Origin of the sequence: Streptococcus chosunensis, assembly GCF_003626515.1 — a bacterium.
Lineage (GTDB): Bacteria > Bacillota > Bacilli > Lactobacillales > Streptococcaceae > Streptococcus > Streptococcus chosunensis.
Genome location: NZ_RBCK01000001.1, coordinates 1,103,714 through 1,117,656 on the forward strand (window position 1 = coordinate 1,103,714; position 13,943 = coordinate 1,117,656).

Here is a 13,943-nt window from a genome sequence, read left to right on the forward strand (position 1 = left end):
TTTTCCTTCCTACTTTACTTCCTGACGTTTCACACGCTGACCGAAATATTGATACAAATCAACTTTTAAAGTTCCGTTGTACAACTTACGTTTCTTATCCGCCTGACTACCGTACTTGGTCTCAAAGGCTTCATCACTGGTTAAGATAAACTTGCTCCACGTTTTCAGCGGTGCAAATACTTGACCCATTTCAGCATAAAGCCTGGTAACTCCTGCATCATCTGACAAGCGTTCACCATAAGGTGGGTTAGAGATAATCACTCCATTGATTTTATCAGAACGCAAATCCTGCACGCGCATCTGCTTAAAGGTAATATCTCCTGCAACACCTGCTGCCTGAGCATTGGCCTTAGCAATTTCCACCATACGTGCATCGATATCACAGCCCATGATATCTAGCTCAAGCTCACGATCCACTTTCTTAGCTGCTTCAGTACGAACTTCTTGGATCAAGCGATCGCTAATCCAGTTCCATTCCTCAAAAGCAAAGGAGCGACGAAGACCAGGAGCCATCTTTCTAGCAATCATAACTGCCTCGATACAGAAAGTTCCTGAACCACAGGTCGGATCAATCAAGGGCTTGTCTGGATACCAGTTAGAGAGTTGTAAAATGGCTGCCGCCATGTTTTCCTTGATAGGAGCCCCACCTTTTTCGGTACGATAGCCACGTTTAAAGAGGCTAGTCCCTGTCGTATCAATCATGACAGTTACTACATCTTTGAGAATAGAAACCTCAATCTTAAACTCTGGGCCATTCTCCATCAGAGGAATACCTTCTGGGCGGGCGTAGTGTTTCTGCAATTTCTTAACAACGGCCTTCTTTGAAATAGCCTGAACACTGGGTTCATTGTGTAGTTTAGATTTCACACATTTGGCTTTTGAAATCGGAAATCGAGCTCCAAGTGGTAAATAATTTTCCCAATCTAGAGCGAAAACTCCCTGAAACAGCTCCTCAAATGTCTTAGCTGGGAACGTTCCTACGATAATTTTGATACGATCTGCTGCTCGAAGCCAGAGGTTAGTTTCAATAATGGCTCTCACGTCTCCTTGAAAACGAACACGTCCATTTTCAACCTGACAATCGTAGCCCAACTCTCGCACTTCACGACCAACGACAGCCTCAAGACCCGCTGCAGCAGTAGCGATTAAATTAAATTCTTTTTTCATTTTCAGTCTTATAAGACCTTTCTATATGTCCACTTTAAAAAATGAGGTTGAGAAAGTTTTCTCAGCCCCAACCTATATGCAATTTTCTATAAGCCATGTTTTGTTCCAGAAGTGACTAGGACCACTCCCTTCGATAATCATCTGTCTACCACTAACAACTTACAGCTGATAGCAGTCAGAGTACTACGTTCGTTTCCGTGTACTCCATGCCCCGACCGAAATTTGGGTTGCTAGCTTGAGGGGTTTACCGCGTTCCACTCTCTCTGTTTCCAGAAAGACTCCGTCACTGTGGCACTTTCAAGCCTACTCTGGCCTATCCAAAGACTTAGCCATTTCAACTGCCGTAACGATTTCTCGTCCCTAGGCTTATGGTTTCGCCTAGCACAAACACTACAGGCATCACAGCCTGTGCTAGCATGGACTTTCCTCATGAAAAGAAATTCTCCTCACGCGATTATCCAAAAATTGCACTTTTCAAATAAGCTCTTATAAATCAGAGTTATCCAAAATTTGTTTACCAAATACTTCTTTCTCAAGACGATTTAGACGTTTTAAAATATCAAAATTCGTCATAGAAGTTGTTGCTGTCATTTCAAGTGGTTCTGCTTGAACCGGTGCAGATTCAGGTTTGCGAGACAATTCTTCCTTCAACTCTGTAATTTCTTGACGGAGAGACTTGACTAAGGCAGCATAAGTTTCGTAGTCCTTGATGACATCGTCCAAAAATTCATCAACTTCAACCTTACTATACCCACGGACTTCACGTCCAAACTCTTGCTCGAAAATATCTTTTGCTGAAAAAATAATACTTGCCATCTCTCTCTCCATTCTCGGTTTCTAATAGTATTATTATATAAAAAAAGACAAACAAAAATCAAGGTCAAAGCCTTACTTTTCAGAAAAATTTTCTACTAGCTCATTTAAGTCTTCAAAGGTTAGCCTTTTTATGCGATAACCTTCCTGATTTTTCATCAAATTGTCTATAAATTTTAATTTGGTCTCATTTTCTGGGTCATAGAAAAAATAAGCTAAATCAGTATTTCCCAGCAAAAATCGTTGGTAGTCTCGTAGTTGCCCCATATGTTCATATTTAGGATAGGCATATTTGACAAAATCAACCTGCTTAAATTGGCTAAGTTTAAGCTGATTCGCTTCATTCCAATTTTCCCCGTGTGTTTCAAAATCAAAAATGGTCGCTAGGCTAAAATCATATTCGTCTTTCATTTCATTTGCGACATCAAGCACCCAAGATTCAAATCCCAAGTTTCCTGTAAAGACCAGCCATTTAATCCCTTCTTCTGCTAAACTTTCTAAATCACGGCGAATGGCTTTCTTTATAACTTTTAACCTGATATCTTTTTCATTAAATAAACCCAAGTCAAAATTAGAATATCCCATAATTAAAGCTGTAGTCATTTTTACACCTTTCTTTCTATTTTTATGGTATAATAGAGTGATGTTATTGTACCAATAAGGAGAAATATGGTCAACTATCCTCATAAAATTTCATCAAAAAAAAGCCAAACATCCATTTCTCAACCAAAAAATTTCGCAAATCGAGGAATGACTTTTGAAAAGATGATTAACGCTACAAACGACTACTATCTGACGCATGGTATGGCAGTTATCCATAAAAAACCAACGCCTGTTCAAATCGTTCGAGTAGACTATCCTCAACGTAGTCGAGCCAAAATTGTAGAAGCCTATTTTAGACAAGCTTCCACAACAGATTACTCTGGCGTATATAGAGGACATTACATTGACTTTGAAGCCAAGGAAACGCGGCAAAAAAATGCTATCCCAATGAAGAACTTCCATCTTCACCAGATTCAACATATGGAACAAGTTCTAGAACAGCAGGGCATTTGCTTCGTACTGCTTCATTTTTCTTCTCGACAAGAAACTTATTTGTTGCCGGCACTTGATTTGATTCGCTTTTATCATCAAGATAAGGGCCAAAAATCAATGCCACTTGGATATATCAAAGAATACGGATATTTAATAAAGCAAGGAGCTTTCCCTCAAATTCCCTATCTCGATATTATCAAAGAACATTTACTAGGTGGTAAAACAAGATGAATAAACAAACTATTCTGCGATTCTTAAAGTATATTGGAATTACATTTCTTACCTTATTTATCGCATTATTTCTATTAGGTGGTGGCGTCTTCCTCTACTTTGTTAGCAAGGCTCCAGCCTTATCTGAAAGTAAATTAGTTGCGACAACTTCTAGCAAGATTTATGACAACAAAAACGAACTGATTGCTGACCTTGGATCTGAACGTCGCGTAAATGCTCAAGCAAATGAAATTCCTACTGACTTAGTCAAGGCAATTGTGTCTATCGAAGACCACCGTTTCTTTGACCATAGAGGTGTTGATACCATTCGTATCATGGGGGCGACATTAAGAAACCTCCAAGGGAAAGGAGGGCTCCAAGGGGCTTCAACCTTGACTCAGCAATTGATTAAATTAACTTATTTCTCAACTTCAACTGCTGATCAAACCTTGTCACGTAAAGCCCAAGAAGCTTGGCTGGCCGTTCAATTAGAACAAAAAGCAACTAAGCAAGAAATCCTAACCTACTACATCAACAAAGTCTACATGTCTAACGGTAACTATGGAATGCAAACCGCAGCCCAAAATTACTATGGAAAAGACTTGAAGGATTTAAGCTTGCCACAGTTAGCGCTCCTAGCTGGAATGCCTCAGGCACCTAACCAATATGATCCTTATTCCCATCCAGAAGCTGCTCTAGAGCGTCGTAACTTGGTACTTTCAGAAATGAAAGGGCAAAAATACATTAGTGCAGAAGATTATGAAAAAGCTATTAATACCCCTGTTACCGATGGTCTACAAAGCCTGAAATCCGGTAACAGCTATCCTGCATACATGGACAACTACCTTAAAGAAGTAATCGACCAAGTTGAACAAGAAACTGGTTACAACCTTCTTACTACAGGTATGGATGTCTATACAAATGTGGACAAAGATGTCCAACAACGACTCTGGGATGTTTATAACACCGACCAATATGTCACTTATCCTGATGATGACATGCAAGTAGCTTCGACTATTGTAGATGTATCTAATGGTAACGTTATTGCACAACTTGGTGCTCGTCATCAAGCAAGTAATGTTTCATTCGGCACCAACCAGGCTGTGGAGACCAATCGTGACTGGGGATCATCAATGAAACCCATCACTGATTATGCTCCTGCTTTGGAATTTGATATCTATGACTCAACTGCTACCATTGTACGCGATATCCCGTATAATTATCCTGGAACAAATACCCCTGTCTACAACTGGGATAGAGGATACTTCGGTAATATCACCCTGCAATATGCACTACAGCAATCTCGCAATGTTCCTGCTGTAGAAACACTCAACAAAGTTGGATTAAATCGTGCAAAAACCTTCTTAAATGGTTTAGGAATTGACTATCCAGATATGCATTATTCTAACGCCATATCAAGTAATACAACAGAATCTAATAAACAATACGGAGCAAGTAGTGAAAAAATGGCTGCAGCCTATGCTGCTTTTGCCAACGGTGGTATTTACCACAAGCCAATGTATATCAATAAGGTCGTCTTCAGTGACGGTAGTGAAAAAGAATTTTCAGATGCTGGTACACGAGCTATGAAAGAAACTACTGCCTATATGATGACTGAAATGATGAAAACAGTCTTGACCTCTGGAACTGGTTTTAATGCCTATATTTCATGGCTCCCTCAAGCCGGTAAGACAGGTACCTCTAACTATTCAGATGAAGAAATCGAAAATCATATTAAATCAAGTCAACTTGTTGCACCGGATGAAATGTTTGTCGGCTATACTCGTAAATATTCGATGGCCGTATGGACAGGTTACTCAAATCGTCTTACTCCAGTCATCGGCAGTGGGTTCACAGTTGCTTCTTCAGTCTATCGTTCAATGATGACTTACCTATCAGAAGATGACCACCCAGGAGATTGGACTATGCCTGAGGGCTTATATAGGAGTGGAGAATATGTCTTTAAGAATGGAGCTCGTCCTACATGGACTGCTCCTGCTACTCAACAAAGTTCTACACCTGCTCCTGCGAACCAGACTCCAGAGACTTCAACCTCTCAGTCAAGTGTAACGACACCAAACACAAATCCAAATTCAAATACAGTTACTCCCAATGCTGGAACCAATGAGAATACGGCGACACAACAACCAAGTACCAATCAAGGGCAGCCTAACCAAAATCCTCAACCAGCGCAACAATAAATTACTAACCACCCAAAAATTGGGTGGTTTTTCAATCTGTTCTTTGCTCAATCAATAATTAGATAATAAAAACCTGAGAAGGTCAATTGTACTTCTCAGGTTTTTTTGTTCTATACACTCTACTGGTTTAGAATACTGTTAAGAGAGAGTTTAATTGTCATACACAACTAATCTTTTTTACTTTTTGCTACAAAGATAGCAGATAAGGCTAGTCCAACGCTTGCCAAGAAAATAGCTGTTTCTGACTGTTTTTCACCAGTCTCTGGCAATCTCTTGTCTTCCTTAGCAACTTGAACTGGTGCTTCTGGAGTCTGAGATTTTTCTAACGAACTTAGCTTAAATTCTGGTTTTTCTACTGTCGGAGCTGGTTGGTCACCTACGGTTGATAATGGACCTGTGTAGGCTGGTAGCTCATGTTTCAAGGCCATAACGGAGTTAACTCCACCCTTGAACTCTGGTTTCTCTACCGTCGGTGCAGTTTGATCGCCCACGCTTGACAATGGCCCTGTGTACTCTGGTAGTTCGTGTTTCAAGGCCATAACTGAGTTGACTCCACCCTTGAACTCTGGTTTCTCTACTGTTGGAGTGGCTTGGTCACCTACTGTTGCTACTGGGCCTGTGTACTCTGGTAGTTCAGGTTTCAAAGCCATAACTGAGTTGACACCACCCTGAAACTCTGGTTTCTCTACTGTCGGTGCAACTTGGTCACCTACGGTTGATAATGGACCTGTGTAGGCTGGTAGCTCATGTACCAAAGCTTCAACTGCATTTACACCACCTGTAAATTCAGGTACCTCAAGCACTGGTGCTGGTTCTTCACCCTTGCTTGATTGAACAGGTTCTTCTGTCAATTCTTGATAGAAGCTCGCCAATTCATAAAACTCAGCCTTGCCACCTTCCCAGACCAGTTTAACATCTAGAAGAGAACCACCATTTCGGATAGCAAAGGTTTGGAGACTAGATGTAATGACACCAAGATCTGTCCAACTTTCTTGTCCATCCTTAAGTGTTCTCGCTTGAACTCGTGCTTTCGCTCCTTCAGGAAGGCTTGAAACAAGGCGTAGATGGTTGGCATTGGTTGGTTCTGATAAGTGGTAAATCATTTCTCCCTTATCTTGTTCTGCTTTGTAGCTAGTCAAAACTTTTCCATCTACGAGATTAGTATAGAAGTTACCTCGGCTTTCGCCACCGTTTCCTTCTACAGTTGGATCATTGATTGGTTTGACAAATTCGCCATCATTGATCACCAATTCTGTAAATCCTACAAAACGAGCATCATAGTCAGCTGTATAGAGGACACGAAGATAGTTGGCTTTGACTGGTGTCGTCAATTCACCCTCGATGTAACGATTTCCTGGCATCTTAGAATCATGTGTCCAACCATCTGTCAATGAATCATCGTGTGTACTATTGACTACACCATCTCCCACTGTCACAACATCCGTCCAAGTTTTACCGTCTTGGCTGACTTGGATTTTACCATCACGAAGATAGTTTTGAGTTCCGTCTTGGATGTAGGCTCTGATCTTCTTGATAGTGCGTTCGCTACCAAGTTTCAAGGTTACATGGCCATCTTTATGGGCATAGTCTGAAAACTCAACGAAGTTGTTGTACACACCATCAAACAATTGATCGAGGTTATTAATCTTACGAACATCATTGCTTCCGTATGTTGGATGAATACCCATAGTTGTAGATTCTAGTTTGGTTGGTTGCACTTCTTTAGTCGTTACAAGGAGAGAAGTTGATGGCAAGTCTTGTTCTTGATTTGTTTTATTCACAAGACGAACATAACGTACCAAGTGGGTTGCGACAGTTCTATCTGTCAACTGGCTAGCTGGTGTCCATTCTTGAGCATTTGCAGAATACTCTAGACTGAGTGCTGGATTTGTTTGACCTTGGAGCTGGATGCTTTTAACTTGATGGATACGGTCAAGTTTCATTCCTAGATAGCTATTTGCAGGAAGTTTAGTTCCAGTTGGAATTTGAAGTTCATAACGACCAAGGCTATCAAATACTGGCGTTTCTTTCAAAGCATCCACGTTGGTGTCTGTTAAGTCGCTATTTCCAGAGCGTGTCTCAACAGAGAAGTCCTGAATACGCCACCAAAGGTCACTTGCCTTAGTATTGCGTACTCGGATGTATCGAGCATTGATAGCTCTAGTCACTTCCTTAGTTTGTTCTCCTGATAGGCGATCTAACTCTTGCCATGCAGATCCATCTGTAGAGTACTCAAGTACACCTGCGGCAAGTTTATCGCCAGTTCCTTGACGAAGACGAACTTTAGTGACTGACTTGACTTCACCTAGGTCAAGTTGTGCCCAGGCATCTACTGGAGTCGTATTGCTGCCGTCAGCATTTGCCATCATAGCTTCTGTATTATCTTTACCATCAGTAATTTGACTTGCTGATGTTCTCAATTTATAAACTAGATTTGAGCTGAGGCTAATGGTAGCAGTTTGTTGTTTACGAGCGTTCTCTACTGGACGATTTACTGCAATCTCGCGAACTGCAAACCAGGTGTCATCACGATCTTCTGTAGCAATCATACGTACTGCTTTAGCTTTGATGTTAAGATTTTCAAACTGAACAAGTGACTCATTACCAACATAAGTTGGTTCTTTCAAACTTACCCAATTATCTTTTTCATCTTGATACTGCACTTCAGCCTTACTAAAGGTATCACGTGGATTTGCCTGAGTTCCCATAGCAAAGGTCAATGTTTGGATATCTACCGGTTTGTTAAATTTCATACCGATATAATCACCTATCTTGATACTATTTGGTGATTTAATCAAAGCATGAGTTGCCAAGTCACCATCCGTTACTTCTGCCAAACCACCTTCTACACCTGTTCGATTGGTAATAAAGGTGCTGATGATTTGATCTGGATACAAGACTTTTTGAACTTCAGACGCTAGAACTTCTTTCAAAGATAGGATAAATGGACGGATATGTTGAACACCCAACTCAGCCTTTTCAAGATGGTCTACATAATGGAAGGTATGAGTTTGAGACTGTTCATACAATTTCAAACCTTTATAGTAGCTATCCCAAAGTTTGGCTGCATCATTTGTAGCCATGGCCTCTGTTCCTGTTAGGAAGGCATCAAGGGCATTCATTTGGTCGATTGCATTATCCAACCAATAGTGAATTTGTGCAACCATCTTTTGATCGCCTGATGCTTTATAAAGCTCAGCTGCTTCTTTAATCTTGGCAAATTCTGCACGCAAGGCTACACGCTCTGCAGTTACATCCTGACCCGCTTTGAGCTTAGTCATGAAGTCTGTCAATTTTGGAGCTAATTCAACTGATTCTTCTAGTTTAACAACACGACCGTCCATATTTTGGTTGATCATGTGCTTACCAAGTTCGCGGAAGGCTGCTGATACCTTGCTATCTTCAAAATGACCATTTTCAACAAAGTTGAAGGCAATGTCATTGAGTTTCTTAGCTTCTTCGTCTGATTTCCACTGTTTCCATGTATATTGAGCTCCAGCGAAGAGGGCAATCTTAGATGGTTCAGATTGTTGCATTGGATTCAACATGATACCAGATAGCAAGCTTGGATCCACATTTGGATGAAGGAATTTTTCACCACCACCTAGAATCAAGTGTTGTTTAGAGTTATCTGTAACTGGCCAGTTCACCCAAAGTGATACTGGACGATAAGTTTTACCACCTGCAGTTAGATTGTTCTTGAGAGTTGATAGGAAGCCTTCAGAAACTTCACCCCAAATCTTACCACCCGTCAAAGTCATAGAGGTTGAACTTGGGAGATTTTCATTTAGAGATTTCAACTCTGCTTCACGCCCATTACCCCAATACTGACCTGGAACAAAGATCATTTCTTTACGAAGGCCGCTATAAGTTCCTTGCATTTCTGTCAACCAGTTGGTCATATCCTGCATCAAGCGGTTGTAGCTATTATAGCCTCCAACTGGGCTTGGTGCATCATCGGCTAGAATACCAAATTCACGAACACCCACTTTCATCAACTGAGTAAATTTAGCCTTGATGGTTGCCAAGTCTTCTTGGTAATGCGCTTCATTACCAAATCGGATACGGTTGTTCATGAATGGATGAATAGTCCAAACATAGCGAGTTTTACTTTGATTTCCGACGCGAGCAAGTTCACGAATTTCAGCTAGTTTTTCTTCTGGGTAAAGTTCACGCCATTTCTTGTTGTGGTATGGATCATCTTTCGGTGCGAAGAAGTATTGGGTCAATTTCAAATCGCCACCAAAACGCATGAGTTCAGCACGATCTGCATTAGACCATGGATTTCCATAGTAACCTTCGATGAAACCACGGTTCTTGATTTCAGCGTAATCTTCCACTGTCACATTGCGAAGAACTGGAACTTGACTTTCCTTGAGCATATGTTTCAAAGTTGTCAAACCATAGAAGACTGCATCTGTGTCTTTTCCGACGATGGAAATTGAATTGTCCTTGATGGTCAAAGCATAGGCATCAATCTTATCAAAGAGACCTGCTGAAACGTTAGATAAGTTTTGTTCTGCTTGTGTTCCTCGTCCATGTACTCCAAGATAGATATTAGTTGCGCCAGCAACTGCTGATTGACTAGTAGTGTAGGATACTTGATTGTCCTGTAAGACACTCTTCAAGCGATTACGAGTATAGACATCGAGTTGATCTCCCATTACCAGATTGACTTGCTTACGAAGAGCTGTGACTCCTTCTCCATAAGTCACTTTTTGTGGAGTTGGGAAAACCTTGTACTCTTTCTTGAGATAATCTGTGCTCTTGCTGGCAGCCGCAATGCTATCTTCGCTAGCTGGTTTGCTTGCAGTGAATTGATCCGCTAGTTCAACTGTTCCATCACCTGTTTGTTCTACTTTTGGAGTTTCAGGTGTAGATGGTTGTTCTGGTTCTGGTGTCTCTTGTCCCTCTTTGATAGGTTTCAATAGATGAACTTCAGCTGCACTTGCAAAGCCCCCAACACCTGCTAGAACTTTCAACTCAATCTTGTTGGTATGAACCGCTGCAAAGTTAACTGTTTTTTCTTGAGCGTTGTTGTCCCAGCTTCCTTCTGAAACCTTGACCATTTGGCCATCTTTTTGTGCGTAGATTTCGTAGCGAGTCACGACCCCATTTCCACCACCTGGCCGAGGAAGATAAGTCAAACCATTGACTTTTTCTGCTTCTTTCAAGGTCATAGAAAGAGTGTACGGAGCAGTATCACCAGTCCATTTAGTATGCCAAAAGGTATTTGGATCATTGTCAAAGGCTTTTTCAACAACTCCTTCAGTCGCTGTTCCTGGTGTTTCTTGACTAGTTGCAGAAACTGTGAAATGATCTGTTGGAATCAAACGAGGATTTACAAATGGTTTATCTGACAACTCTGCACTATGTAAAATCCCTTTGAACCCACCGATGCTTTCAAGCGGTAGAACCAAGCTATTGTGAGCAAAGCGAGGGTGAGCTGGATTTGCGATACGTTCAATCTTCTCACCATCCACATAAAATTCCGTTGATTGTGGTTTGGTCACGATAGAGATTTGATAACGTTTATTCTTTTCAAGTTTTTTTTTGAACTGGATATGGAACTGTTCAAATTGATAAGCAAGATAGCCGTCTTTATCAGCTAGATAGATACGGTTGTCTCCACTTGTTGAGAAGGTTTGTTCACCGTCTCCAGTGACAGTTACATCAAACTTCAAGACATGACTTGGACCAACGTCACCTGCCAAGCCTTCAATACTACTGTCTTTATCAAATGCTAAACCTTGATCAGTAGCTTTTATTTTCTTACTTGCATAGTTTTTCACTGTTTCAGGATTGATGGTAAACAAATCACTTTGATCAATCGCTCTATCAGGATTTGACTGTGGTGCATAAGGGCTCGTTGGTAGGGTACGTTCTGCAAAGGTCGCAGCCGCACGGTCAGATCCCCAAGTGCGTTCTGCAGTTGTTTGCATACTCTTAAAGAAGCGTTTAAAGATATCATAAGATGTCAAACCTGTCTCATGAAGATCAATATTGTCATTCCAAACTGCGTGGCCACCACCAATTACATTTGGATTTGATGCTTCTAGAAGTGGACCATGACCTGTTCGGAAATCATTTGGTGTCCACCTATTATATTGTGTTTCATAGTTAGCATAGTCACCATAAGCTGTTTGACGATTATCACCATTTGGTACACTATAGGTTGGAATATCTGTTATGTTGATAATCTTAGCTCCCTGAGCAATAGCTTCTTTTGGTTGCTGCCAGCCAATACTCCAGATATCAACTTCTACATCTTTCCAATCAACCGCTGTTTTACCTCGTTTCGCACTGAGCGATCCCCAAATACGAGGTGTATAGCCTTTCCCTTTAATGTATTTAATAAGGTCATTGACATAACGACGATAGCTTTCTCTACTTCCGTAGTATTCATCCGTTCCGATATGAACAGTAGATACTCCATGAAGTGGTGCATCTGGACCATCAAGAAGTTTATCATAAACTGATTTGACAAAAGCCAGTGTTTCATCGTATTTATTATCTAGGTCGAGCATGGCTACGCGTTCTACGTTATGTTTACCTCTGTAATCGCTCAGGCTACCTTGATACATGAGGTCTGGACGGACTTTAACAAATGACAGAGCATGACCTGGCGTGTCAATTTCTGGAACTAGATTGATATGCAAGGCCTTAGCAAGTTTAATCAGATTTTGCATCTCTTCTTTAGTATAGTGCTCGTCTGATGTTAATTTTTGACCATTCTTACCGACAATATCTGTCTCTACACGGAAACCTGTCTTAGCATGTTCTAGAACATACTTAAGCTCTTCTTCTTGTGTTAGGTTCTTACCTGCCAAGTGCTCTTTTAGGAAGATATAGTTATCGTTGAGGTGCAACTGCAAGTCGTTCATCTTGTAGTAAGCCATATTGAGCATGATGTCTACAAGGGTGTCATAAGGGATAAATTTACGACCTGTATCTAGCATAAAGCCACGGTGGCTGAAGCTTGGGAAATCACGAATTTCTCCATTTTGTAGATTGCTTTCCCCCATTTGAAGAAGAGTACGAGTTGCGTAAAAGGCTCCTGTGTTTGTTGCAGCTTCGATGGTAATGACACCATCTTGAATCATGATGCCATAACCTTCCTTACCATAACCCTTATTTTCAACCTTTTTAAACTCGATTCGTTTTTGAGCCTGCTTGTCACCTGTAGCAAGTTCCAATCCACGGCTGGCAAGGTCTGACTGGTAGAAGCTTGCAGCCTGATCAAAGCCTGAATCTCCTGTCGCAAGAACTGTATCTGACGCGATAGAAGATTGACCTTCTTTCCCATACCATTGTTGAACAGCTGGTGCTACTTTGGGTTTGACACCCACACCTTCGTCCTGATGTAATCCCTTGATGACTACTTCAAATTCTTTAGTAAAGGTATGTGAATCTTTAATTTGCTCTACCATAACTTTAACGCGTTGATCAGTCAAAGGCTTATAGATATGATTTTGAAGGTCAATCACACCTTGTTTGTTGCTACCGATAAGACTGACTTTTCCTGGTAGAGTTGGCAAGACAAGAGACTGTCCGTCTTTAGCTATAGTCAATTCTGTAACCTGACGGATATCCGTTACCTTACTTGTATCAGGAATATTCGAATAAGCTCGAATTTCTTGAATACCAACGTTTCTCCAACCCATTGTGCCCGCTTGATAGTCATTGATTTCTAACTTGAGATATTTAGCTTGAATACTATTGGCTAAGTCAACTTTCTCATCTAAAACAGGTTCTCCAGTCTTGGTATGAGCTAGCTTCCATTGTTTTTCTCCACTAGCACTTACATCATCTTGACCTGCATAGTAGAGGCTCCATGATTTGATATTAGGGTCATTTTGCCCATTACGAACACGACGATCCCAATCAATTTCCACATGTCTAATAAGTGTAGTTTTTGGAAGAGTTAATTCGAAAGTTGGTTTGTCAATATTTTGATTTGTTGCCCATCGAGTATCAGGATTACCGTCCACTGCCTTGTCAGCAGTATAAGGAGTACCAGTTTCTGAGTCGTTTACTTGAACAGTGACACCTTCTAAGTGGTTACGATCTTCTCTATCTTCAATTTGCTTTTCAACTGGTTTGATTGTAGGTGTAGCTGGTTCTACAGGTTTAGAATCTGCTTTTGGTGTTTCAACCGGCTTCAGAGTCTCAGCTGGTTTGGGAGCTGTTGGACTTGTTGCTGGGCTTGTTTCTTCAGTTGCTGCAGGACTTGTTCCTGCAGTATTTTCATGATTTTCTTCATGACCTGCATCTGCCGTCGCTTCTGATTCAGCTTTCTTTAAAACAGCTGCTAAATCGTCCGGCAACTTATCTAGTGGCTGAGCTTGTGTAATTGTTCCTTCTTTCTCAGGTGTTCCAACTGTCTCTGCAGCTTGCACTACATTTGCACCAAAGATACTAGCACCTATCAATACAGAGGCTGCACCAATTGCAAATTTTCGAATACTATAGTGACAACGTCTTTCAAAAAAATGTCTATCCATCTTTCTCCTATTC

Annotated in this window: 6 protein-coding genes and 1 other RNA gene; 2 read left to right on the forward strand and 5 right to left on the reverse strand. The window is 41.0% G+C overall.

From position 1 onward, the window contains the following. Positions 1-9: 9 nt before the first annotated feature. From D7D54_RS05315 to D7D54_RS05330, 4 genes are all read right to left on the reverse strand, one after another. Positions 10-1,167, reverse strand: a complete 1,158-nt coding sequence (locus D7D54_RS05315; protein ID WP_049544893.1) for a THUMP domain-containing class I SAM-dependent RNA methyltransferase — start codon at positions 1,165-1,167, stop codon at positions 10-12. An 84-nt stretch (positions 1,168-1,251) separates the two neighbouring features. Next, an RNA gene (gene rnpB / locus D7D54_RS05320) (RNase P RNA component class B) lies at positions 1,252-1,633 on the reverse strand. A 20-nt stretch (positions 1,634-1,653) separates the two neighbouring features. Then, positions 1,654-1,983: a cell division regulator GpsB gene (gene gpsB / locus D7D54_RS05325; RefSeq protein ID WP_020901566.1), complete on the reverse strand. Its 330-nt coding sequence runs from the start codon at positions 1,981-1,983 to the stop codon at positions 1,654-1,656. Positions 1,984-2,055: 72 nt separating this feature from the next. After that, positions 2,056-2,583: an SLOG family protein gene (locus D7D54_RS05330; protein WP_020901565.1), complete on the reverse strand. Its 528-nt coding sequence runs from the start codon at positions 2,581-2,583 to the stop codon at positions 2,056-2,058. A gap of 66 nt (positions 2,584-2,649) precedes the next feature. On the opposite strand from D7D54_RS05330, the gene recU reads away from it, so the two are divergent. Together recU and pbp1a are read left to right on the forward strand one after the other, a co-directional pair. Then, positions 2,650-3,246, forward strand: coding sequence for a Holliday junction resolvase RecU (gene recU / locus D7D54_RS05335; protein ID WP_120718976.1), 597 nt, complete (start codon positions 2,650-2,652; stop codon positions 3,244-3,246). Then, positions 3,243-5,426 carry a penicillin-binding protein PBP1A gene (gene pbp1a, locus D7D54_RS05340; RefSeq protein ID WP_120718977.1) on the forward strand — a complete coding sequence of 728 codons (2,184 nt, stop codon included), beginning with the start codon at positions 3,243-3,245 and terminating at the stop codon, positions 5,424-5,426. Before recU ends, pbp1a begins: the two co-directional genes overlap by 4 nt. Before the next feature lie 167 nt (positions 5,427-5,593). Here pbp1a and D7D54_RS05345 read toward each other — a convergent pair whose 3' ends face one another. Then, entirely contained in the window at positions 5,594-13,930 is an 8,337-nt protein-coding gene (locus tag D7D54_RS05345) for an SIALI-17 repeat-containing surface protein (protein ID WP_120718978.1), read from the reverse strand. Positions 13,931-13,943 lie beyond the last annotated feature (13 nt).

What these genes read in the sequence shown, in the direction of transcription:
- D7D54_RS05330 (WP_020901565.1), bottom strand. Translation starts at nt 2,583, where the DNA reads ATGACTACAGCTTTAATTATGGGATATTCTAATTTTGACTTGGGTTTA.
- D7D54_RS05315 (WP_049544893.1), bottom strand. Translation starts at nt 1,167, where the DNA reads ATGAAAAAAGAATTTAATTTAATCGCTACTGCTGCAGCGGGTCTTGAG.
- D7D54_RS05345 (WP_120718978.1), bottom strand. Translation starts at nt 13,930, where the DNA reads ATGGATAGACATTTTTTTGAAAGACGTTGTCACTATAGTATTCGAAAA.
- gpsB (WP_020901566.1), bottom strand. Translation starts at nt 1,983, where the DNA reads ATGGCAAGTATTATTTTTTCAGCAAAAGATATTTTCGAGCAAGAGTTT.
- pbp1a (WP_120718977.1), top strand. Translation starts at nt 3,243, where the DNA reads ATGAATAAACAAACTATTCTGCGATTCTTAAAGTATATTGGAATTACA.
- recU (WP_120718976.1), top strand. Translation starts at nt 2,650, where the DNA reads ATGGTCAACTATCCTCATAAAATTTCATCAAAAAAAAGCCAAACATCC.